We start from the raw sequence: 24,601 nt of genomic DNA, 5'->3' as shown, positions 1-24,601 counted from the left end.
TTGATCCGGTGACGAGTGCGATGCGACCTTCAAGCGACGTGTGGAGCATAAGCAAAGTTCTTCTTTGGTAGATAGGAGGAGCGGTCAGACGAGAGCGCGCTGTTGCGACAGGTCTGAATCGCCGCGGATTTCGACGCACCAAGCCTCGCGCTGTTCCAGAATCGGCAGAGCGCAAAGGGCCTGAACGATGTGGAACTGCGTCGGCATCTGCTCCCAGGTCGTGGGACGAAAGTTCACCCGGCCCGTGCCAAGACGCAGTCTTTCAACGGTAGGGCCGCCCGTCGGCGGCGTCAGACAGGCATGCGCAACGGCGGCTTTCCCCCACTCCCCCGTCTGCGGGATGTACTTGTAGTGCAGTGTGCCATCACCAGCCTGACCGCCAAGCCCCGGAAAGGCAGGGTTCCGAGGCTCGGCTTCGGCTAGATCCGTGAGCTCCAGGATGGCGAACTCATGTCCCAGCCAAGATGCCGTACAGGTCACCCGATCGCCCATGATTCGCGGCGGCGGCAGCTCACACCAAAGTTTTGCAAAGCCAAGCTCCTCCCGACCACTTAAGATTGGATCAGCGAGGTTTTCCCAAAGGACAGAGCAGAAACTGCCGACCGCTTTGTCGCGCTTGCCATTGTAGGCCGCGGGGAAATTCACCTTCAATATGGAATAGCCACGGCCGGCAAGCCAGGGCAGCTCGCTCAGCACACGGAATTCCACCGTCACGATGGGATCGCCGGCGAGGGCAAACCCGGGAGGGAGCAAACGATCGAGGTGATTACGATCAGTGAGGAAGCTGACTGCCGCCTGCCACCGGTGAGGCGCATTCGAGCAATCGAAACGCTTATAGTCGGGCCCCTGACGAGGTCCTGCCGTAGGCCCGAAGCCGTACGGCATTCGATACATCAGTCCGTCCTTATGAGCGTGAACCACGATTGATCCTCCTGCCTCTCTCTACGTCAACTCCGATGCGAACCAAGGCGATACCCGTGGTTCACAGAACGGTGGTCAACCCCTTGCGCGAGGGTATTGCCTTGCACGTGCGCTCACGCGCACGGCCGCTGGCACATGGTCGGTTGTCGCCTTGCGCTTGACGAGCAATCCGTTCGCCTTCGCCGACCACTCGACGACAACCGAAACTTATCCGGTCACTGAGGAGAAAATGGTCGACTTTCTCGCGGATGCGCACATTTCCAGCAAATTACGTTGCTTCGGCGCAGAAACTTCGTCGCAAAGATCGGAAGCGACAACGCTAAAGGGACACTGTGATCCATTGTCTCCATTCAGACGGTTCGGCGGGACCGCGTTGATGTCGGCCCTTCAAAAGGGTTAGAAGCCGGCCGTATGCGGATTATGAGATTGGAACTCATGAGAACGGCCGCTTGAGCCCGACCAGCGTTGCCACTAATTCAATGTAATCGATGCGCGACAGCTCGGTCCATAGCGAGCGAAGGGCGGCTTGCTCGGCGGCGTTGGCTCATGTCATTACAGCCTTCACCGCCACACTCGCAAACTCCGTAATCTGAATTCGGCGCCTCCTCGGCAACCTTACGCTCCGCGCGCTTATCGCTCGCGGGGCTCTGACCAGGGGCGCGCCCAGAGCCGAGCCCAGGCGCGGATAAGCCGCGCCCGGGCTCTCGAAGTCATTGCAGAATCCAGGCGTTCCACATTGCGTTATTTTTCTCTAGATTGGTTTTTCCAGAAGCATCGGTCTCAGCCCACCAGGCGGGATTCAACTTGATCGCGTGCGCGAGGTTCTCCGGATAGGTGGGCAGCAGCTTCGCGCGCTCCGGCGGAATGAGCTCGAACGCGCGCCTATTGAGAGGACCGAGGACCTGATATTTGATCACGCCAGCCTGACTTTCGGGTCTGGACGCGAACTCGATGAACTTCGCGGCGTTCTTGGAGTTCTTCGCTCCCTTCAGGATGGTCCAGTAGTCGTGTTGCATGAGCGCCTGATTCACCACGTAATCGACGGGTGCACCATGTTCTTTGGCTTCTTGAAGACGCCCCAGAGTCGCGGGGCCGATCACCGCCTCACCCGAGATCAACGATTCGAGCTGCATCGCCGCCGTTGTTGACCATTTCGCAACATCGGGCTTGATCCGGGTCAGGGCAGCATAGGCGCGCTTCAAGTCGAGCGGGTAAAGCTTATCCGGCGACACGCCGTCTGCGAGAAGGGCGTACTCGATCGGGGGGAACAGATTGTTTCCAGCATCAAGAATTCGCGGACCAGGGAATTTCTTGACGTCCCAGACATCGGCCCAGCTTTTCGGCCCATTATCCCGCGTGTAACGCTTCGTGTTGAAGCCAATAACTTTGTCATAGACGAATGTACCAACGCCGTACGGAGTTACGGCATCCTCTGGAAAATCCGCGAACGTCTTTTTGTCGACTGACGTGTAGTCGATCTTCTCGAGCAGCCCCTCTTTCGAGAGGGCAAAATATTGGCCCGGTCCTAGCTGGGCAACGTCACATTCAGGACTTCCCGTACTGACCATCGTCCGGATTTTCGCCAGCGGCTGTTCGACCGCCTCGACGACCTTGATACCGGTCGCCTTTTCGAACGGCTTGAAAATCGCTTCGCGCAGCGCATCCTGGTAGCTCCCCCCGCCAGCCGACACGCAGACCTGTCCCTGATCTTCAGCCCAAGCAGCCTGGCCCGAGAATAGTGCAATTAATCCGATTCCCATTGAGAGCAGCAGCTTTGCTCGCATTCGCGCCTCCTTTTCGCTTGATAACAGATCGAAAATTCCGTCCCCAGGAGGGCGCCGACGCGCCCGCCAAAGTCTTGTACCTGGCTTTAGACCGGCCTTTTGTCTTGACCACCTAGGAGGCGACGCGGGTTTGACGCGAAGAAGCCTTCAAAGTGGTGGTAAGTGACAATTAGATAAAGGACAGTCTGCGCCTAACGACGGCGAAAATCGGCCCGGAATTGCAGCAATTCTGCAAAAATGAAAGTAACTCGAGTCAATCAGCAGGTGAAGGCGCGGATCATGCGAGTTCCGGCTCCACAAAACCGGTGCCTCGCTGTTCTTGCGAAAGCTGGCTCGGAATAGTATGAGCTGTTCATATACTGACAGTTGTTCGGAACGACCACGTTCACCTGACGGTGAGCGATGTTTATCAATTCGGCGCGCCTATTGGCGGACCTTTGCAAAGACCGAACGTGCTTTGCGGATCGTACCGCATTGAGCACGACCTCAGCGGACATACCCGCCCCGACACGCGAATGATCGGAAGCTTTCCCGTAACCCGGACTTAGAGCGCAACTCCTGGAGCTCCAAAGCCCAATGCAGCCTATCCAGGCAAGAGGGCCGGTTCGTTGGTAAGATGGCGGACCGGTCGGATGATCGTGGGCGAGAGCGCCGAGGTCGCGCCTGAGCAAGACCGAGCCGATGACATGTCACGAAGCCAGCGCGGTCTCAACCAAGTTCACCCAGTAGGCGATGCCGTAGGACAGAGCATCGTCGTTGAAATCATAAGCGGGGTGATGCAGGCCAGCCGTCGGTCCATTGCCGAGGAGAATGATCGCGCCCGGCCGCGCCTCCAACATGTAGGCGAAATCCTCCGCTCCCATGCGCCGTTCGATATTGTCGTTCACCGAGGCAAGCCCCACCAGATGACGCGCCACATTAATCGCCAGATTGGTCCCTTCCGTGTGGTTGAAGGTTACGGGAACGGACCGACGATACTTGAACTCGATATCCGCGCCGAAGCCGCGCGCAATGCCTTGGGCGACAGCCAGAATTCGCTGTTCGGCAAAGTCCCGCAGACCAGGCACGAGCGTTCTGACGGTACCGGCCATTTCAACATGATCGGGAATGATGTTGTAGGCCTGCGCGGCATTAAATTTGGTGACGGAGATCACGAGCGACTCGAGCGGATTCGTGCTGCGTGAGACCAGGCTTTGCAGACCGACGATGATCTGTGCCGCAATGACGACGGGATCAATGGTCTCATGCGGCTTGGCTGCGTGGCCGCCCCTGCCCTTGACGACAATATCGAAGTCATCCTGCGAAGCCATGATCGGCCCGTCGCAAATGGCGAACTTGCCGACTTCGACACTCGGCGAGTTGTGCATCCCAAAAACCTGAGAAATGCCAAAACGATCCATGATTCCTTCCTGGACCATTCTTAGGCCGCCTGACGGCAGTTCTACTTCTTCCGCCGGCTGAAATATCAGGGCGACCGAGCCCTTGAAGTTGCGTGTCTTCGCAAGGTATTTCGCTGCGCCCAGTAGCATGGCCATATGGCCGTCATGCCCACATGCGTGCATTTTGCCGCTCACTTTCGACGACCAAGGCTTATTGGAGGCCTCAAGGATTGGCAGGGCGTCCATGTCTGCCCTCAAGCCGATCGTCGGTCCGTCCCCGCCCGCGCCTTGGATCAATGCGACGATGCCTGTTTCAGCAATCCCAGTTTCAATATGATTGATCCCAAACGATGCCAACTTCTCAGTCACGAACCTGGCTGTGTCGTGCACGGCATAGCCGAGCTCGGGATTTTCGTGGAGGTGGTGGCGCCACGCGATTGCCTCGCTCTGCAGATCTCGGAACGCTTCAACGGTGTGCATGTCTGCTCCCAATCTTACAATTCACGCATAAGACAGCGTGTGGTGTACCGCTGAGGATTCCCCCTCGCGCGCACCGCCACGACTTGATATCCGGTCCGGCATGAAAGACCTCCGGCCCAGATCGCTCGATAAGCTCGCGGGCGAGGGCGTCGCCGTCACAAGTGGCTTGATTGTGGTGACGGCCGGGCCGAGAATCTTCACCGTCAGGCTGTGCTGAGATTCGGCTCATTCGACCGAAGACGGCGCTCCGGACGAGCCCTATAGTGCGATCAGGCGTGGCATCAGGCGGCGAAACCACCCAGCCCTGAAAGCGAGCGTGCGGCGATCAAGGACTATTCGGTCACCGTGCTTGCGCCTGCAGGACCGACCGAACGGCGTTTGCGATGACTTCGATATCCTCATCGCTGATCAGATAGTGGAGAACGGCACGAACTACGCCTTCGCGCAGCGTGCCCATCCGCACCCCCCGTCGTGACAGCGCGGTAAGGAAATCCGAGGTCGATAGACCGTCTCGCTCGAGGCGGAAGAAGACCATATTAGTCTCAATGACAGAGGGCTCGAGGCGAATGCCGGGAATTGCGCGGATCCTTTCACCCAGAAGTTGCGCGCGCCGATGGTCTTCAGCCAACCGATCAACCATAGTTTGAAGCGCCACAATACCCGCGCTGGCCATAATGCCGGCTTGACGAAGCCCGCCACCTAGAAGCTTCCGATACCGCTTTACCCGATCAATGAACGGCCGCGCTCCGCAAACCATAGAACCAAATGGCGCGGCGAGCCCTTTGGAGAGACTAAACATGATCGAGTCAGCATCTTCTGCGATTTCCGCCGGTGTCCGCTTCGACGCGATTGCCGCGTTGAAGATACGGGCCCCATCGATGTGCAACGGCAAGCCGTGCTCGTCAGCGAATGCCCGAACCTCCTTGATATATGGCCTCGGCAGGACGCGTCCGCCGTTTTGACAGTGCGGATTTTCTAGCACAATGACTCCCGGAGGCGCGCATTGGTAGTCGGTCTTGTCACGAACCGCCGCGCGCAGGTTATCCAACGACAGCCGCCCGTCGGATTCGGTCGAAACCGGATGGAGGACGAGGCCACCCACCACCGAAACGCTGCCAGCCTCGAAGTCGTAGAGATCTGAGCGATCGCCCAGGATCACCTCGTAACCACGGGGACAATGCGCTAATAGCGCAGTAAGATTTCCCTGACATCCGCTCGACACGAAAGCTGCAGCTTCCTTACCGAACATTTCGGCCGCCAATGCTTCAAGCCGGTTGACTGTAGGGTCCTCGCCGTACCCGGAGTCGCCCACTTCCGCCTTGAACATCGCCTGCCGCATCTCCTGAGTTGGCAAGGTTACGGTATCGCTAAGCAGATCGATCATTCTTGTCTCCCAGAGGTGGCGTTGGCATCAATTTTTTGCGCGACAGACCGTTGGCGCCGCCTGGCACCATCGAGCGGATAGCTACACCGCCGGAAAACAGCGCCACCGCACCGGCAGTGGCGCCTCGTCGCTGACAGGCGGTCCAGCGGTCATCTACGAGAGCGGCCTCGACCGGTTTGAAAGCCCGTCCTAAGTCCTAGCGCGCTCATCGTTTGAAAGTTGCCCATACACTTCAACATACCTAGGGCGGAGGAGGATTTTCGGCGTATTTCGGATCGCATTTGGCAATTTCCTGCGTTGCGCAGCCGTTTTGCGATGCAGTTCTATTGTTCAGTATGGTGCCTTGGTCAAAGGCATCGATTAGTGACTTCCTGGCTCGGCTGTTTCCAATCCTGCATCTACCCTCGTGCGCCCGCATCGAGCACATTTTCCTCCGACCGGATCGATCGCTGTGCTATTATTTTTAACCGCCAAAGTGTTGAGAGGCGGGCGCGGCGACATTCGTTTCGGTAACGCGGTTGAGGAATGCAGTCCGAAAAGTGATAATAGTGACAATCGCGCCAACTCAGCGCGTGATGGTCACGCCTCAATCCACGAAAGTCTTACCAGGAGATCAGGGTTCAGTTGGGTAATCGGAAGCGCGCGATTCCTGCACGGCGCTCCGAGCTATCGCCAAATTTTGGTGACGGCGGGGCCGGTCAGGCGGCGGCGGTTATGGGCTGACGGTCGGTCGGCTTGGCGATGACCTCGATCCCGTCGTTGAATGTCACACCAAGAACGAGTTTTGGCAACTGGTTGTGGCCATCGAGACGGCGCCAGCGTTTCTGTGCGCCTTCGACCAGTTTGAAGACCATGGCGAGCGCGGTCCCGTTCGACAGACAACCCTTCGATCGGATGGTGCGGTGGCGCACGGTGGCGAAGGTGCTTTCGATGGGGTTGGTCGTCCGCAAGTGTTTCCAGTGCTCGGCCGGGAAGTCGTAGAATGCGAGCAGCGTGTCTCGATCCTTGCTCAGGCAGTCGGCCGCCTTCTCGTATTTCAGCGTGTAGCTCTCGATGAAGGCGTCGAACGCCAGCTCGGCGGCGAGCTTCGTTTCAGCCATCCAGATCTCCTGCAACGCGCGCTTGGCTTTCGGCTGCTGGCTCTTCGGCAGCTTGGCGAGCACGTTTGCAGTCTTGTGCACCCAACAGCGCTGCTCGCGCGTTTTCGGCCAGACCTCGCCGGCGGCTTTCCAGAAGCCGAGTGCGCCATCGGCGATGACGAGCCGCGGAGGCACGTCGAGCCCGTGCCGCTTCAGATCAAGCAGCAGATCGCGCCAGTCGTGCGCGCTCTCGCGGGTACCATCGGTGAAGCCGACCAGTTCCTTGCGGCCTTCCGGCGTCGCACCGATCAGCACGAGGATGCACTGCTTTTCGTCCTCGAGCCGTGCCTCCAGATGGATGCCATCGGCCCAGATGTAAACGTAGCGCTTCGCCGACAGATCGCGCTTCTGCCACGCGGTGTGCTCGTCGAGCCAGCCATCCTTCAGCCGACCGATGGCGGACGCCGACAACCCGGCAGCATCCTTGCCGAGCAGCGTAGCCAGCGCCTCCGAGAAGTCGCCAGTCGAGATACCCTTCAGGTAAAGGATCGGCAGCAGCGTCTCGATCGACTTCGAACGGCGCATGTAGGGTGGCAGGATCGACGGAGAGAACCGGATGCGGTCGGGATCGGTGGCATCCGCCTCGCGATCACGCACACGTGGCTGGCGGACAGCGACCGGACCGATACCGGTCATCACCTCGCGCTCCGGCAGGTGACCGTGGCGGACGACGCGCTGGTGGCCGTCCGCGGTCTTCAAATCGGCATGCTTACCGAGAAAGTCCTCGGGGCGAGAAGGGCACGTGCCCGTTGCGCAAGACTTCTGTGAGTTGATCGGCGACGCTTCCTGGCTGAATCAGCTTGATGATGTTATCTTTGGACACGGCATATCGCTCCTTCGGTGGAGAAGTGGAGGCGTCAAGCACCCCCACGATATGCCGCCTTTCCGATTCCCTCCGTCACCAACTTTCGGCGATAGCTCGGCGCTCCATTAGTCAAGTTCAAACCAGCCTTGCAGTCAGCGGGACCCGACGACATTCATGGAGGTTCAACCGGTTGGTGCGGCGATGCGCACCAACCTGATGATTCCCGCTTCACGAGCACTTTCGGGGCGGGGCATCGAGTTATTTGCCCACGACAGGTATTGTTCGAGGAGCGCGAGACGTGAGCAACTCTACGCCATTGTCCGTCACAACAACAACCTCTTCGTGGACCATCACCTTCGGTGAACCGTCGAAATAAGAAGGATAAGCTGTACTTGGCTCGATATTAATCACCAGACCCGGCTCTAGAATCGTCTTATCGTCGGGGTGAACCGAAGGTGGCTCCGGCATCCAGAGGCCCATTGAATGACCCATCCGCCCGATCGTGGTCGCTTTGCCTCGATTCTTTGAGCCACTCAGCACATCTGACATTGCGGCAAAAACATCGCAGATCGGGATTCCAGGCTTAACCGCGGCGATGCCTGCCTCCGTTGCGTCCCAAACGACTCGATAGGCATTTTCCGTATGCGGATCAGGTGCGCCGAAGGAATAGTGTCGATCGAAGTCACTCCAATAGTAATCGAACAAACAGCCAGCATCGATAAAAAGTAGATCCTCATCAGAGAGAACTTTGTCGGATGGAGCACCGTAGTAACGCGTGTAACCACCACGTCCAGAGACACCCTGGATCCTAGTGGTCTTGTCGGCACCGCGAGTGAAGCATTCGAGTTCAAAGAGACGACAAGCGTCTCGTTCTGTCATTCCGTGGCGTAACTTTGGGGCCAGATTGTCGAATGCTTCCGAAACAATCCGATTCACAATACGAATTCGATCGATCTCCGCAGGTGACTTTATCATCCGTAAGGGAGTAAAAATCGGATCCGATGCATCGGCGAACGTCTGTGGCTTGATCGCGTCCACGAGACGTAGGAAGTCTGCCACAGGCATGCCCAGCCTGCTTTCGGCGCCGAGCTCCGTCCCGATTTTTGCATGCTTCGGCAGCAAATCACGGAACGCTTTGATAAGCGTGGAAATGCCCTCGTCCTCTGGATTTGGACTGGGCCAACTTCGGCAATTCTTTACCCAAGTCGTTTCTTTGTAAAACTCCTCGATCCCGGTAGGAACAATTCCGACAACATCGCCAGACAAGGGGATAAGGAGAAAGCGCGGTCGGGTGGTCTGATGGGGCGTGGAGCTAATCTCGCCGACAAAATAGCGCAAGTTGTATTCGGAGGTCACCAGAAGTGCGTCGAACGCGTATTGCTTCATCAAACGCCGCGCTTGCTCGACCCGATCTTCGTACTCCCTTTGCGAAAACGGAACGTAAGGAATCGTTGTGACGGTACAATCACGAGCGGTCATAGCTTTTCTCCAACAAGCACCCCTAGCTTGGGGGGGCAACAGATACGAAATTCGATCAGGACTCTGACAGTGTGTTCGGCGAACGCTTTCATGGCAAGTTTGACCATCTAGACTGATCTTCACGATTTCCTTTGAAGGACAGTCCTTCCTACATTGGCAATCAAGCCTCATTTTTGGATGCAGAACGTTCCTGGTTAAGCATCGCACGGTCGTCGTAGCGTAGGAGACACGTCAAGGAACATCCCGCCCCCTGAACGAGATGCTTTCTACTTGAGGAAACATTCTCATCGATCTCGCTGGGGTACGCGCGCTCATTCCACGACTTCCGTATCCGTGGGAGTCGCGCGTATTTTTTTGTGCGAGATCAGCGGAACGCCGAGTTCCTCAGCCAGCAAGCGAGCCACTCCTTTGTAAGCGGCCTTAAGCTTGTCATGATAGACGATGGCTTGGACCCCGCCGACGATCGAATTTGCGCAAGCCTTCAGATCCACCAAGCGGCTTTCGTGATCATACCCCTCCGACACCAGCCAATGGTTTGGAAGGACATGGCTTGCTGCCATCGGCAGCCCATCGCGGGGCTGCAATACCGCCCTGGTGAAGCTTGGCTCGAAGTGAATGCCGCCAAGGCAAAGGACCGACTGCACCGGGTCTTCCATGCGATCGAAGGTACGCAGAAGAGCTCGCGCTAACACGCGAGCGGCAAGAGGGTTCGTCCAGTCCGCTGGCGAGCTCCCGATTTCGATATCGATGGTCGACGGTTTTAGCTCAGCGAGACGAGTACCAGAACTGCCAGCTTTGACGCCCGACCAATGCGTCGCCTCTAAGTAGGTCTGAAACTCGTGGAGACCAGAGGCAACACGCTCGTCTTCAATGGCGAGAAGAAGCCCGCGCGTGATCCGAGGGTCGACCGGACTGAAAGTGCCAGTCGCCAGATCGCCCGTCGTTTGCACTGTGAAGATTGCATTTGGCGCATTGGCGCCCTCGTGCCAATTCACGATACCGATAACATCGGCGTCACCAAAGCAGTGGTTCAAGGTTGGTACGTAACGCGCATAATCGTTACTCACGTACTCGTCGGTTGTCACGATCGAGATCGTCGTATCCAGCAAGCCCGGAATCTTGAGCACCGGATGCCCGTCAATCTCAGCCCCAGTTGGAATAAGGATGCGCTCGGCTTTCAAGGCATTCAGAACGTGAGCCGCCACTGGATCCTTTTCGGGGACCATGCAGAAGACAAAAACGGCGTGCCTCATCGCAAAGGTTCCTTCGTTTCAAGCAGGACACTCGCCGGCTTCGGGGCGCATGACGGCATAGGAGGCTCGCTCACGACAACGATTCCAACGGGCCGGCCGAATTCTTGCGGCGTGTACCAATCCGTCGAGGTGTTGATTGTCTAGGCAGACTAGACTCGCCCTCCCGTCGGCATCGTGCGTTTTCTCGAACGCATACGCAGCATTGCTGCGCTTTGCCATGTTCAGCGATGGAAAGCGGCAGCATACCGACCAGCAATGATTGGCAAAACTGCTTTAGCTTACCATGGCCGAACATCCGCCCATGCGGGAGCTGTTAGTTCATGCCAAGTTTGGAGGACTGGTCATCGCGCGATCCCTCAGCTCGGCTTTTTGGCCTTTGACGATATGCGATGGCTTGACATAGCGCAGCACGCCTGAAAATGTTTTCATGTCTTATGACGGTGTGCGGGAGAGCGCGTTGAGCCCATAGGCCCATCGCCGCCGACGGAGCAACTCCCCAAGGAAACTCTCAGGCCCAGGACTGCACGCCTAGGACAATCTGGAGAGAGGTGCCAACCGGGCATCCACCGAAGGGGACCGCTGTCATTGCGATTGCGGAGCAAGCTCTCAGGTGCACGGACAGATTTGGGGCGGAGCTATGGCTAAGCCATTGCACCGTTCACCCTGTCTTGGAGCACACGATGAGCACGATCAGCATTATTGGATCTGGTATCACCGGAGTAACTACTGCATATGCGCTAGCCAGCCGTGGATATTCAGTTACGGTCTTTGACCGGCTTCGTTATCCCGCAATGGAGACGTCGTTTGCCAATGGCGGTCAATTATCCGCAAGCAATGCCGAGGTCTGGAACAGCACAAGGACTATTATCAAAGGCCTCAGATGGATGCTGCGCAAAGACGCACCTTTGCTACTGAATCCGAGTCCGAGCTTTCACAAATATACCTGGTTGGCCGAGTTCATCGGTCAGATTCGGCACTACCGTCGCAACACGATCGAGACGACAAGACTTGCGATTGCGGCGCGACAACATCTGTTTAATCTTGCCGACCGGGAGGGTATCCACTTTGATTTGGAGCGGCGAGGGATTTTGCACGTTTACTCTAACAAAGCCGAATTCGATGCGGCTGCTCGGGTGAACGACCTGCTGACGGAGGGCGGACTGGAGCGACGTCCGGTTACCCCTTCCGAGATGCGGGTGATAGAACCTACGTTGCAGAGCCAGTATTACGGTGGATTCTTCACGCCGTCCGACTCGACTGGCGACATTCACAAATTCACTCGCGGTCTCGCCGCGGCTTGCGAGCGAAAGGGCGTTCGCTTCGTTTTCGGAGCGCAGATCTGCGACGTACGAGCGGATTTGGAAGGTGTGCGCATATGCTGGCAAGAAGGCGCGCTCAGGAACGAACTTGGTACCAAAAGAGCTGTCATCTGTGCCGGGATCGGCAGCCGCCGGATTGCTTCGATGGTTGGGGACCGCGTGAATATCTATCCCGTTAAGGGATATTCCATCACGGTGGATCTGGCGGACGAAGCTAGCCAAAATGCCGCTCCACACGTCAGCCTCCTCGACGACGCGGCCAAGATCGTCACAAGTCGACTTGGAGCGGATCGGTTTCGCGTCGCGGGGACTGCTGAGTTCAATGGAGAGAACCGCGACATACGGGCGGACAGAATTAGGCCTCTGGTGCGCTGGGTAGAGCGGTTCTTTCCGGGGATTTCGACCGCGCAGGTGGTGCCATGGGCGGGCTTGCGACCCATGACACCCAGCATGTTGCCGAGGGTTGGCCGTGGCAAAAAACCGAATATCTATTACAACACTGGCCATGGGCATCTCGGCTGGACACTGTCTGCGGTAACAGCTGAGATGGTTGCCGAGGCCATCAGGACAGAAGGCGACGGCACAGCATAGCCGAGATCTTGGTTGTTTGCTTATAGGCTTGCGCAGGTCGCGAGACGACGCTCTCAGCCATAGATGCTGAGAGCGTCGTCATGAAGCTTAGTCAATTTGCCATGCAATAGATTGGCGTGCATCATCCAACGCGGCTGTCTTGGTCGTACGGATGCGGCCTGAACAAAGGGAAATTGGGCGATGAGCTCCCGCCACCGGGAGATCGCAGGCGTCACTGGTGAAACTGATAACAACACGTAGCTTGAGGACGCGCGCGAGCTCCGATTCGTTCGGTCCGCGTCACAAAAGCGAGCAGAGCAGATACCTAGTTCGTTGCTACGCGCTTGTCCTTGCTCAAAGCTACTATGAGTTCGGCGCTCCGGTTCGCGAACTTGAGCCGTAACAACAATCCTACCCCAATCTAACTGTCGTAGGCTGCCCCAGATCCTTGCTCGTTGGATGAGAATCATGAATCGACAGTCGTGCTAAGTTCCTGTTTCTATTGGCAAGTTGCAACCGATGCCGGCGCATTTTCAAATTGAGCTCCTAACGGACTGAAATGCAGCGAGCACCCTTTCTATGTCCTCTGCGCTATGCGCCGCACTTACTTGCATGCGAATTCGCGCAGCACCTTGCGGTACCACAGGATACGAGAATGGAACGGCAAGGATGTCGCGCGCCGCTAAGAAGTCAGCAATTTGGACGGCGATCGCCGCGTTTCCGGTGATCACGGGTACAATGGGGTGATCGCTGCCAGAGACCTGAAATCCTAGATCGCTCAAGCCCTTGCGAAGCTGATACGTGCGGGCCGTGAGATTCTGCCTCAGATCGTCCGCCCTTTCTGCCAAGTCGATGGCAGCCAGCGAAGCCTCACACAGCGCCGGCATCAATGAATTCGAGAATAGGTATGGGCGTGCTCGCTGCCGCAGCCATGCAATGATCTCATGGCGGCCCGAGACGTACCCACCCGATGCGCCGCCAAGCGCTTTACCGAGGGTGCCGGTGAGGATATCGACTTGGTCTTCGAGCCCGTGCAGGGCTGGTGTACCGCGTCCGCCTGGGCCGATGAAGCCTACCGCATGAGAGTCATCGACCATGACCAGGGCGCCATGGCGTTTCGCGAGATTGCAGATCCCAGGTAGATTCGCGGCGATGCCGTCCATGGAAAAGACGCCATCGGTGACAACGAGCACCGTTCGGCAGTGACGTGCCTCGCGCAAGGCCCGGTCGAGTTCGTCCATATCATTGTTGGCGTAGCGGAAGCGCTCGGCTTTACACAGGCGAATCCCATCTATGATGCTTGCGTGATTCAAGCTGTCGCTGATCACGGCATCGCCAGCATCGAGGATCGCCTCAAAAAGACCAGCGTTAGCATCGAAGCACGATCCAAATAGGATCGTGTCTTCCGTCCGGACATAGTCGCTAACCCTCGTTTCCAGCGCTCTGTGAACGGAGTGCGTCCCACAAATGAAACGGACTGAGGACATTCCAAAGCCATACCGGTCGAGGCCTACATGCGCGGCTTGCACCAACGTCTGGTGGTTGGACAGACCAAGGTAATTGTTGGCGCACATATTAAGGATGTCGCGCTCGCCCACCGCGCGCAGGTTGATGTGCGCAGACTGGGGTGAGGCAATTTCTCGCTCCGCTTTCAGAAGTTTGCGTGACGACAGCTCATCGAGTTCGTCACGAAGCCTCTCACAAAGTGGGTGTCGCATGATCCATTCCCATTACGGATAAACGACGACGGTCGACCAAGCCGGATCGTCGTGCTTTTGCCAGTACAGGTCCATGAGGCGGCGGGTAACCGGCCCCACTTGCCCTTTACCAATCATAGCCTCGTCGATACGCGATACGGGCATAATGCCGCCCGCAGTGGAGGTGATGAACACTTCGTCAGCTCCCTTGATCTCCGCTCGGCTAATATCTCCACCGGTGACCGGGAGTCCAATCTCGGTGCAAAGATCCAACACAGTCCGTCGCGTGATGCCCGGCAACACGCCAAAAGCGGGTGTTCTCAGGGCGCCATCCTTTACAAGAAATACATTGAATCCTGGCCCCTCTGCGATGTGACCGATTGTATTTACGATCAGTGCAGTCTCTGCCCCCTTGTCATAGGCGTCGTAGAGGCCCTTAACGAGATCGAGCCAATGATAGTTCTTGATCGACGGATCAACCGATTTGGGCGGTATGCGGACCGTCTCGCTGATCGCGATATGCAAGCCTCGTTCCAGCTGCTCCTTGTTGGCGACCGACCCAAATGGGACTGCAAAGGCGATGAAGCGGTTCTCCGCTTGTCGCGGGTCGCGGCTGAACGTCGGCGATGATCCGCGCGTGCAGATCATCTCCACATAGGCCGACTTGTGGCCCGACAAAGCGACGCAGTTGTTAAGAATTGATGCTATGGCTTCACGATCATATGGCAGCTTCATTCGCAGGCGTTCAATGCCTCCAAAGAAGCGGTCAAGATGCAAGTCCAGCCGAAAGAACTTGCCATTCCAGACATGTACAGTGTCGTAGGTGGCGTCCGAGTGGAGGAAACCCCAATCGAGCACAGAGATTTTGGCTTCGGACATCGGCAGGTATTGCCCGTCCATGAAAGCAACCCCGTTAGGATAGTGCCGGCGATCGACATGACGTTCATCTATGCTCGGAACCGCAGGCGACAGGGAGCGAGACGAAGAATTGCTTGCGGCTGTAAGACCAGAGGTCTCTGACATTGGTACTCCATCCAGGTGAAATAGGTCGGCATACGGTCGATTGGACCGTCGTCACCCGGGATGGTAGCAAGCTCCTAGCGGCGCATTTTTCTAATATGAGGAGCCGTACGGGCGAAATCCTGCGTCTGATCCGATTATGCGAAGCTTCCAGACATGATCGGCGTCATCGCGATCAATGCTGATGGTCATCGGCCGCTCGTTGGCGATCCAGATTTGAGGTGAGTTCTATGAACCAAAATGGGCGGGCTCACCCGCGTCCTGACGCGCTGATGCATGAATCGTGCATCCGAAGCTACAGGGTGGTGTCGAGCCAGCTCCATTGATACCGGCTCGTGTAAGCTCCTGGAGCTCCAAAGCCCAATGCAGCCTATCCAGGCAAGAGGGCCGGTTCGTTGGTAAGATGGCGGACCGGTCGGATGATCGTGGGCGAGAGCGCCGAGGTCGCGCCTGAGCAAGACCGAGCCGATGACATGTCACGAAGCCAGCGCGGTCTCAACCAAGTTCACCCAGTAGGCGATGCCGTAGGACAGAGCATCGTCGTTGAAATCATAAGCGGGGTGATGCAGGCCAGCCGTCGGTCCATTGCCGAGGAGAATGATCGCGCCCGGCCGTGCCTCCAACATGTAGGCGAAATCCTCCGCTCCCATGCGCCGTTCGATATTGTCGTTCACCGAGGCAAGCCCCACCAGATGACGCGCCACATTAATCGCCAGATTGGTCCCTTCCGTGTGGTTGAAGGTTACGGGAACGGACCGACGATACTTGAACTCGATATCCGCGCCGAAGCCGCGCGCAATGCCTTGGGCGACAGCCAGAATTCGCTGTTCGGCAAAGTCCCGCAGACCAGGCACGAGCGTTCTGACGGTACCGGCCATTTCAACATGATCGGGAATGATGTTGTAGGCCTGCGCGGCATTAAATTTGGTGACGGAGATCACGAGCGACTCGAGCGGATTCGTGCTGCGTGAGACCAGGCTTTGCAGACCGACGATGATCTGTGCCGCAATGACGACGGGATCAATGGTCTCATGCGGCTTGGCTGCGTGGCCGCCCCTGCCCTTGACGACAATATCGAAGTCATCCTGCGAAGCCATGATCGGCCCGTCGCAAATGGCGAACTTGCCGACTTCGACACTCGGCGAGTTGTGCATCCCAAAAACCTGAGAAATGCCAAAACGATCCATGATTCCTTCCTGGACCATTCTTAGGCCGCCTGACGGCAGTTCTACTTCTTCCGCCGGCTGAAATATCAGGGCGACCGAGCCCTTGAAGTTGCGTGTCTTCGCAAGGTATTTCGCTGCGCCCAGTAGCATGGCCATATGGCCGTCATGCCCACATGCGTGCATTTTGCCGCTCACTTTCGACGACCAAGGCTTATTGGAGGCCTCAAGGATTGGCAGGGCGTCCATGTCTGCCCTCAAGCCGATCGTCGGTCCGTCCCCGCCCGCGCCTTGGATCAATGCGACGATGTCTGTTTCAGCAATCCCAGTTTCAATATGATTGATCCCAAACGATGCCAACTTCTCAGTCACGAACCTGGCTGTGTCGTGCACGGCATAGCCGAGCCTCGGGATTTTCGTGGAGGTGGTGGCGCCACGCGATTGCCTCGCTCTGCAGATCTCGGAACGCTTCAACGGTGTGCATGTCTGCTCCCAATCTTACAATTCACGCATAAGACAGCGTGTGGTGTACCGCTGAGGATTTCCCCCTCGCACGCCTGCGAGGCCGCCCACCTTCTGCTTCCGGACTTCGTACTCTGAGCTCGAGAATGGGATAGCGCTCAGAGCAATCGCGGAGAATGCGCCAGGGCGATAATCGTTCTTCGATTTAGTCTCTACGAAGTTAATCTTACTTGCCTTCGGTTATGCCATCTGTCGCGGATCGCGAGACTTCGTAGCGCCTGCTACTGCTAGCCAAGCGCCGAGCGCCAAGGCTTGTTATCCGATACCTCCGATCTCTGCGGATTGCATGACTGCAGCCCCGCCCGTCCCTGATTTAGCGACTCTTCTGGCCGGCCATTCCGCAACAAACTTGAGTCCTATCGTGATCAGGATGAGCATCACCGATACGGCAGCGATGGTCGGATCAATTTCAAATCGAATACCCTCCCAGATCCTCACAGGGAGCGTCTTGGCGGTTGTGCCCGAAAGGAAAAGTGCCAGAATCACATCATCAAAGGAAGTAAGGAACGCGAGAAAGGCGGCCGACAGGATTGCAGGGCGCAGCACGGGCAGCGTGATGATCCAGAATGCGCGCACAGGACTCGCGCCCATTGTTAGGGCCGCCGCTTCTAACCTCTCGTCTGTTCCCTTCAGGCCCGCCGAAACGGTCACGACGACGTATGGAAGTGCGAGAATCGTGTGAGCCAGAGCGAGTCCACCGACAGTTCCAAGCAAACTAACGCGAGCATAAAACGCGTACAGTGAGATCGCCAAAATCACGACTGGCACAATCATTGGCGAAATGAGAATCGCTGTAATGATTCCTTTTCCCGGGAATTGCCCACGCACGATTGCATATGCTGCCGGGACGCCGACCAGAATGGCGGCTGGAGTCGCAAGAAGCCCGACCTTGAGACTTGTGATGGTAGGTGTGACCCAATCGTCGCGTGAGAAAAAGTTCTCGAACCAACGCATGGAGTACGTCTGTGGCGGAAATTGAAGATATGTCTCACCTGAAAGTGCAAGAGGAAAAATCACGATGAGCGGGACCACGAGGCAAGCAAGTACCCCAAACGACCAGCATCTTACAAAAAGGTGACGCGATTCCAGGCGGGTAGACCGTTTGCCCACCTTCTCTTCGGATGCGCGCAACGGGAACAGCCTCGCCAGGATTCGTTCGCGCCAGACGAGTGCGTGAATTGGTCCGCGCTGAAAGACGTTTCGTACTATCTTACTGAGAATTCCAGATGATGAGTCTACGTTCAGTGTACGCTCATACAACAGCGTGAGAATGCCGGTCGCGATCAGTAGCAATACCGACATCGCAGCCGCTAGCCCCCAATTGTTCAGGTCGTTCACCTGCTTCTCAACGGCCATCATGTAAGTTGTGTCCGAGAGCCCTCCCAGGAGGGCAGGTATCACATACATTCCGACCGAAAACATGAAGACCAAAAGACCGCCAGCGAGCACCCCAGGCATGCTCAAAGGCAGAACGATCCAGAAGAAAGCTGAAATCGGACGCGAACCCAGGCTTTCCGCGGCAGACAGCAGACGCAGGTCAATTCGGCGCAAACTGTTGTAGAGCGGCAAGATCATGAACGGCAGCCCGATATGGACTACACCGATATATACGCCTATCGTATTGTAAACGAGCTTGAGAGGCGTATCGATGAGCCCGACATTAGACAGCGCCGTGTTCACAATGCCACTGCGGCCAAGTATCACAATCCAAGCAAAGCAACGCACGAGAGAACTTGTCCAGAGTGGCAGGAGGACAAGCAGCGTCATGGTCCGCCTTGTTCGCTCCGACACAACGCACATCGCATATGCAATTGGATAGCCGACGAGGACACAAAGTGCCGCGATGATCAGCGAAAGCTGCAAAGTCTGGTACAGCACGCGAAGCACGAACGGATCGCTGAACAGCTCTACATAGTTAGCGGTCGACCACTTCTCAGATCCGAAGCTGCGAGATACGATCTGCGCAAGAGGATATATATAGAGAGGGACAAGGAGGAGCGCCGCTGGAAGCAAGAGGCTGACGACACCGATACGACGGCTTGTGCGCAATGACATGGCTTTCTTCAGTGCGTTAAGATTCGTGCTTTGGATCGGTTGGATGGCAGGTGATCGATCCGGCGTTGAGACGCGTCACTCCTTGCAGAATGCACTACTCAATTGACGACTCGACGAAGACGTGGACGTCTTCAAAACGCCATCCGACCGTCGCTTGGCTGCCAATACTGGCTTGCGGGACGTGACCTGGCTTGTTCTGTAACGTGACTTCGACCACGTCCCGGTCATTCAGAGCTACACGGTAGCGAATGAGATCCCCCGTGTAGGCAATCTCAGTGACACGCCCCTCGAAACTCTGTTCCGGGGCCGCGGCAGCATTGAGACTGATGCGCTCTGGTCGCAGCATTAAACGCGCCTGGCCCTTGGACACTTGCGCCGAGTCAGGGATACGGCAGCGCAATCCGCCAGCGGTAAGCAGGCTCCATCCATCCGCGTCCCGCGGCTCCTGAAGCTCTCCCTTCAGGAAGTTAGACGTCCCGAGAAAATCGGCGACGAAGCTCGACTGTGGGCGCTCGTAGAGCTCGCCAGGCGATCCGCATTGTACAACCTGCCCATCGCGCATGATAATCACACGATCCGACATGACGAGAGCCTCGGTTTGGTCATGCGTAACGTTAATGATGGTGAGCCCAAGATTGCGATGAAGCTCGCGAATCTCAAACTGCATGTTTTCGCGCAACTTTTTATCCAATGCGCTCAGCGGCTCGTCGAGAAGTAGAACCGGAGGATCGAAGACGAGAGCTCGGGCAAGGGCAACGCGCTGCTGTTGGCCCCCAGAGAGCTGTCCGGGCAGCCGCTCTGCAACATTAGGCAACCGGACCAGATCGAGCATTCTGGCCACTTTCCGTCGGATTTCGCCTTCGCCTTTACGGCGCATGCGAAGTGGGAATGCAATGTTCTCCGCTACCGTGAGGTGGGGAAAAAGTGCATAACTCTGAAAGACGACACCAAGATTGCGGTGCTGCGGCCTAACTTGTGTGACGTCGCGTCCGCCGACCATAATTACGCCCGCCGAAGGCTCGGTCAATCCGGCGATCATCATGAGCACCGTCGTTTTTCCGGAACCGCTCGGACCCAACATTGTCACGAATTCGCCGGCGGCAATATCAATGGACACATCATCGACCGCCCGAAGGCCGTTGTACTCCTTCGTCAGGCCGCGCAAGCGGACGCAGCCGTCCTTCACCTCGGATATATCCCGAGCTGTGTTATTCACTTGGGTTTGCGAATTCTCCGCGAGCACAGTTTCGTATAAAGCTTCTGCGCTAGTCATTTTTCAACTCTCTACTTCGATTTGACCGCGGAGCTCGCGCTTTGCGACTACCAAGTTGGCACCGCAACCAGACCCCTCGCGAAAGGTTGACCAGCCGCCGGGGATCACGAGGGCTCGGGGTGCGGCCGAGCCACACGCCTACCGCAGCATGTTAAGTCCTCGGAGCGCCAGGAATCTCCAGTGTAATCTCGCCCCCTTGGGAACCGACAGGCGGCGGGCTCGATATTATGAGTGGTCCAAAGCATGTCCGGCGTGAACAACATCGAACCGTCTACCCTGCTCAGCGACCATGATTGGAATTCCTAGTTTGCGTACTGCCTCTCGCAGTCGTGAAGACATAAAAATGTAACCCGTGTCGACGCACGAATTCCACGAAAATTGCGCGCGACCTGAAGAAATCCTGCGAAAAGAGGCGTTCTCAGCATTCTCAGCGGCGTGAGCTTCCGGTCGGCTGAGTCTATTAAACGGCATCACGCGCAGTGTTCGAGAGCACCTAAGTTTGGAAAGACCCCTCCTAACTTTCAACACGGCCTGAATAGGGACGACCGCGCCCTCGTCCATACCTTTGCCGTACACTGCGAGCGCAGAGCGTCGGTCCGTGATGTGCGGCTCGGTCCCGAGCGGCGTGTGAAACACGATATCACCCTCGCCGTACCTCGATGAGGCCTTAGTGTTCATCTCACCCGGCCAAGCAGTGACCGAGACAAAGTCGGTACGACATTCGGGGGTCCCATCGTTGCAGTGGCTTCATTGACGAAAGCAAGTTCTCTCTCGTCGGTGGATCAAGGGGTTATGCCTAGCGCGCTTCGGGTGTCGGTGGCGTACGGCTCGCCGATGATTTCGAACGATAGAAGTACCCGCGAAGGCTCGTATTCGCCTATCGGCCGCGATTTTAGCGATATATATTTGACGTTCAGGCGAGTGACGCTTTCGCTAGCTCATCCATCACTTGCTTGGTCGCTCGATAGGCCAGGTCAATAATCTCGTCTATCTCACTTTCGGACACAACGAGCGGTGGTGCAAAACCAAGAATGTCTCCATGCGGCATTGCTCGGGCAATAAGCCCACGATCACGAGCAGCCTTCGAGATCCGGGCGCCGATCTTGAGCTGCGGATCGAATCGCCTTTTCGTACGCCGGTCGGCAACGAACTCCACAGCACCGAGCAGGCCCACGCCTCTCACTTCACCGACGATTTCCAGCTGCGCAAATCGATCCTTCAGCCGCTTCTGGAAGTGTGCGCCCACGGTCTTCGCGCGATCACTTAGTCGCTCCTTCTCAACAATATCGAGAACTACATTAGCAGCAGCTGCGGCAATCGGATGGCCAGAATAGGTGTAGCCATGGGAAAACACCCCCACACGATTCGCAGCTTCCTCCATAACCGAGTAAACCCTCTCACCAACGATCGCTGCCGAGAGCGGGACGTAGCCAGATGTCAGACCTTTGGCGACCGTTACAAGATCTGGGTCGATCCCGTACAGCGTACTACCGAAATCCGCACCGGTTCGACCAAATCCACAAATCACCTCGTCTGCGATCAAAAGGACGTCGTAGCGGCTGAGCACCGCCTTCACTTCACGCCAGTAGCCACTTGGAGGCGGCGCGATACCGCCGGTACCCAAGACCGGCTCAGCAATAAAGGCACCGATTGTATCCGGCCCCTCCCGCACGATCAGCTCTTCAAGTTCGGCAGCTCGGCGGCGAGAAAAGGACTCTTCCGTCTCGCCTGGTTCGGCGCCCCAATAGTAGTGCGGGGCGCCTGTATGCAAAATGCCTGGAAAGGGTAGATCCATGTGATCATGATAAAATGACATACCGGTCATTGAACCTGAAATCACCGAGCAGCCATGATAACCGCGCTCGCGCGAGATAATCTTCTTCTTGGGCTGACCACGTAGATTGTTATAGTACCAGACGAGCTTTGCTTGCGTTTCGTTAGCGTCTGATCCGGACAAACCGAAGAACACTTTACTCGCCTTGCCCGGCGCCGTACGCACCAAACGATCCGCCAGGGTCGCTAGCTCTTCCGTCGTGTGTGCCGCATACGTGTGATAGTAAGCAAGGTTGTAGGCCTGCCGCGCAATGGCCTCGGTCACTTCAGTCCGGCCATATCCAATATTTACACAGTAGAGACCAGCAAGGCCATCAATATAACCGCGCCCCTGCGCGTCTTCGATGCGAATGCCTTTTCCTCCGGTGATTATCGTCGGATCCCCGGCCTTACCAGAGGCGAACTCCTTGAGCTGAGTGAAGGGATGCAGAACACTCGAGCGATCTCGTTCAGCAGTGGCTTTAACATCGATCATACCGTTTCTCCTAAGCCGCGAGGTCGCCGAAGCAGATGTATTTCAATTCCATATATTTAGCTAAGCCGTACCCGACACTTCGCGGCCGAGCCCAGATTTCGCGCGAGATAGACTTCTTCTTTTTCGGCTGAACACGACACCATGCAAGCTTGGCTTGGGTTTCGTCGTGCCTGGTCCGAACAACCCCGAGGCGACTCTACCGGTTCTGCCAAGAGCCGGTCGAATGAGGCGATGCGATGGAACGGCTGATTCTTCGGTCGCATGCGCTGCATATGTGTGGCAGTATGCTAATCTGTAGGCTTGCCGCGCGATCGCCTCAGCGACTCCCGTTCGACCGTATCCAACATTCACACAGTACAATCCGGCAAACCCGTTGATGTGGCGGCATCCCTGTGCGCCTTCGATTCGAATGCCTTTTCCACCAGCAATGATCGTGGGATCGTCAAGTTGGCCACGGGCGAAATCGTCAAGCTCGGTGAAAGGAATGCAGAACACTTGAGCGGTCTCGTTCAGCGACGGGTTTGACCTCGATCATACCCTTTCCCTCAGCCAAGAAATCGCCGAAACGAGATATGTCAGTGCGCGCGATCAGTGGCTCTTCCTGTTGGTTCGTTTCGGAACGCTCGACGATCGACACTCTTCGAGATCTGAGAATCGCCTTGGCCGCGTTGGCAATCACGGCTATCAGGCTGCAGTGATCGCGAGCCAATTGCTTCAGTACTGCGGCGAGCAGTTTCGTTAATCTTTTCTCTGGTGGCTAGATCGACCAGAGCGTCCCGCTCGCGGCAATCCAGCGACAGTCGACAAGCGCGGCCCCACCACAAAGCGGTGATGATTCAGGAATCGCGGAAGCCTGCCGGCGAGATCAGCCAAAGACAGACTTTTGCGCCGGGTCGCTTGAGAACTCATTTGGAAGTCTCACCCGGCATTTTGTTGAAATTGCCGGTGCATTCAGCATACTGCAGCCGCAAACGTGTTTGCGTCGCTTTCTGCTGCAGTTCAGCAGATTTCCTGCATTCTGCGGCGTTTTGCGATGAAATTCTTCAAGGCCGGAGTCGACCATGCAATACGACCGAACAGACGCCCGCATCCTCGAGATCGTTCAAAAGAACAACCGCCTAACCTCTGAGATAATCGGCGAGCTTGCCGGACTGTCGGCAACCGCCTGTCAACGTCGACTGAAGAGGCTTCGTGCGGACGGGATCATCGAGGCCGACGTCTCAATCGTTTCGCCGAAGGCGGTGGGACGACCTATTCAAATGCTTGTGCTGGTAACCCTCGAGCGAGAGCGTGCGGACATAGTCGATAAATTCAAGAAGGCCATCAAATCGTCAGCTGAAGTGGTCAATGGATTTTTTGTCACCGGCGATGCTGATTTTGTCCTCTACATCACCTCGCGCACGATGGAAGACTATGAGCAATTCACCCGCCGTTTCTTCTATGAGAACCCCGAGATCAAAGGTTTCAAGACGATGGTTATAATGGATCGCGTAAAAGCAGGGTTTGCTATTCCAATCGAGACCTCGCGCGAAGAGTGACAGCATGCGCCGACGCATGTGTTTGCTCTCTTTTTCGGCACTTCCTTGCGTGCAATGCGAGAATCCCCCAGTCTTGTTCCTCTACTGTGAGGCTGCTTTAGCTTAAGCTGCGGAGACGGGTTTCGGACTTATGTCCAGTTCTGTTTTCGAAGTGGTCACCCCTGAATGCACCGCGCAAACACCGAGAACAATGAGCAAGATATATCGCGGCAGCACCGCGAATCGGCATCGCCGTCAACGTGACGCCGAGATTGTTGGTCTGGTCTGTGGTTAAAAGAGCATGGCAACAACCCTTCAGCATCTCAGAACGCAGAGCGTCTCGATGATGCTGGAAGAGAAAACATCGGTTTAGCGGCTAGCAGCGAATCAAGTTCGAACCCTCGTGCGATCGCGACAATCGCCGTGTTTACGGGTGAGACGGGTGGCACCTATTTCGAAATCGCGGTAGCGACCGATCTGGATTTATCTGATCGTGGTGGGCTCTGCTCGAAGGCAGGATATCATCGCGCTTA

The 24,601-nt window shown here is 56.7% G+C and carries 13 protein-coding genes, 3 pseudogenes and 2 riboswitches; of the genes and pseudogenes, 2 read left to right on the top strand and 14 right to left on the bottom strand.

Features of this window, described 5'->3' with window-relative positions:
• Nucleotides 1-84: 84 nt before the first annotated feature.
• The 7 genes and pseudogenes from P6U25_RS09965 to P6U25_RS09935 all read right to left on the bottom strand — a co-directional run bounded on the left by P6U25_RS09965 (nt 85) and on the right by P6U25_RS09935 (nt 10,624).
• Nucleotides 85-894 (bottom strand): acetoacetate decarboxylase family protein, encoded by an 810-nt coding sequence (locus P6U25_RS09965; protein WP_407151129.1) that lies wholly within the window; start codon nt 892-894, stop codon nt 85-87.
• Between the two features lie 737 nt (nt 895-1,631).
• A complete protein-coding gene (locus tag P6U25_RS09960; protein WP_407151128.1) occupies nt 1,632-2,705 on the bottom strand; it encodes an ABC transporter substrate-binding protein in 1,074 nt (357 codons plus the stop codon).
• Between the two features lie 689 nt (nt 2,706-3,394).
• Nucleotides 3,395-4,564: a M20 aminoacylase family protein gene (locus P6U25_RS09955; RefSeq protein ID WP_407151127.1), complete on the bottom strand. Its 1,170-nt coding sequence runs from the start codon at nt 4,562-4,564 to the stop codon at nt 3,395-3,397.
• A gap of 340 nt (nt 4,565-4,904) precedes the next feature.
• A complete protein-coding gene (locus P6U25_RS09950) occupies nt 4,905-5,948 on the bottom strand; it encodes a GntG family PLP-dependent aldolase (RefSeq protein WP_407151126.1) in 1,044 nt (347 codons plus the stop codon).
• A gap of 698 nt (nt 5,949-6,646) precedes the next feature.
• Nucleotides 6,647-7,958 (bottom strand): annotated as a pseudogene (locus tag P6U25_RS09945) (IS256 family transposase).
• A 192-nt stretch (nt 7,959-8,150) separates the two neighbouring features.
• Nucleotides 8,151-9,371 (bottom strand): M24 family metallopeptidase, encoded by a 1,221-nt coding sequence (locus P6U25_RS09940; protein ID WP_407151111.1) that lies wholly within the window; start codon nt 9,369-9,371, stop codon nt 8,151-8,153.
• Nucleotides 9,372-9,682: 311 nt separating this feature from the next.
• Nucleotides 9,683-10,624 carry a D-aminoacyl-tRNA deacylase gene (locus P6U25_RS09935; protein WP_407151125.1) on the bottom strand — a complete coding sequence of 314 codons (942 nt, stop codon included), beginning with the start codon at nt 10,622-10,624 and terminating at the stop codon, nt 9,683-9,685.
• Between the two features lie 435 nt (nt 10,625-11,059).
• Nucleotides 11,060-11,157: riboswitch (glycine riboswitch) on the top strand.
• A 2-nt stretch (nt 11,158-11,159) separates the two neighbouring features.
• A riboswitch (glycine riboswitch) is annotated at nt 11,160-11,249 on the top strand.
• A 55-nt stretch (nt 11,250-11,304) separates the two neighbouring features.
• Here P6U25_RS09935 and P6U25_RS09930 point away from each other — a divergent pair.
• The gene (locus tag P6U25_RS09930) at nt 11,305-12,534 is read left to right on the top strand and encodes a D-amino acid dehydrogenase (protein ID WP_407151124.1); all 1,230 of its coding nucleotides are present in this window, start codon (nt 11,305-11,307) and stop codon (nt 12,532-12,534) included.
• Nucleotides 12,535-13,046: 512 nt separating this feature from the next.
• Here P6U25_RS09930 and P6U25_RS09925 read toward each other — a convergent pair.
• From P6U25_RS09925 to P6U25_RS09895, 7 genes and pseudogenes are all read right to left on the bottom strand, one after another.
• Nucleotides 13,047-14,231, bottom strand: a complete 1,185-nt coding sequence (locus P6U25_RS09925; RefSeq protein WP_407151123.1) for a glycine C-acetyltransferase — start codon at nt 14,229-14,231, stop codon at nt 13,047-13,049.
• Between the two features lie 12 nt (nt 14,232-14,243).
• Nucleotides 14,244-15,110 (bottom strand): aminotransferase class IV, encoded by an 867-nt coding sequence (locus P6U25_RS09920; RefSeq protein WP_407152480.1) that lies wholly within the window; start codon nt 15,108-15,110, stop codon nt 14,244-14,246.
• A 596-nt stretch (nt 15,111-15,706) separates the two neighbouring features.
• Nucleotides 15,707-16,877: pseudogene (locus P6U25_RS09915) on the bottom strand (M20 aminoacylase family protein).
• A 293-nt stretch (nt 16,878-17,170) separates the two neighbouring features.
• The gene (locus tag P6U25_RS09910; RefSeq protein WP_407151122.1) at nt 17,171-18,970 is read right to left on the bottom strand and encodes an ABC transporter permease subunit; all 1,800 of its coding nucleotides are present in this window, start codon (nt 18,968-18,970) and stop codon (nt 17,171-17,173) included.
• A gap of 94 nt (nt 18,971-19,064) precedes the next feature.
• Entirely contained in the window at nt 19,065-20,243 is a 1,179-nt protein-coding gene (locus P6U25_RS09905) for an ABC transporter ATP-binding protein (RefSeq protein ID WP_407151121.1), read from the bottom strand.
• A gap of 913 nt (nt 20,244-21,156) precedes the next feature.
• Entirely contained in the window at nt 21,157-22,551 is a 1,395-nt protein-coding gene (locus P6U25_RS09900) for an aminotransferase (RefSeq protein WP_407151120.1), read from the bottom strand.
• A gap of 97 nt (nt 22,552-22,648) precedes the next feature.
• Nucleotides 22,649-23,086 (bottom strand): annotated as a pseudogene (locus P6U25_RS09895) (aspartate aminotransferase family protein); the annotation flags it as partial.
• 526 nt (nt 23,087-23,612) lie between these two features.
• Between P6U25_RS09895 and P6U25_RS09890 the strand changes: the two are divergent.
• A complete protein-coding gene (locus tag P6U25_RS09890) occupies nt 23,613-24,089 on the top strand; it encodes an Lrp/AsnC family transcriptional regulator (protein WP_407151119.1) in 477 nt (158 codons plus the stop codon).
• Nucleotides 24,090-24,601: the final 512 nt, after the last annotated feature.

Source organism: Bradyrhizobium sp. ORS 86 (assembly GCF_045571475.1).
In the GTDB taxonomy this organism is placed as follows: Bacteria; Pseudomonadota; Alphaproteobacteria; order Rhizobiales; family Xanthobacteraceae; genus Bradyrhizobium.
Note: the sequence above shows the minus strand (reverse complement) of the source record. Positions and strands in the feature narration are given on the sequence as shown.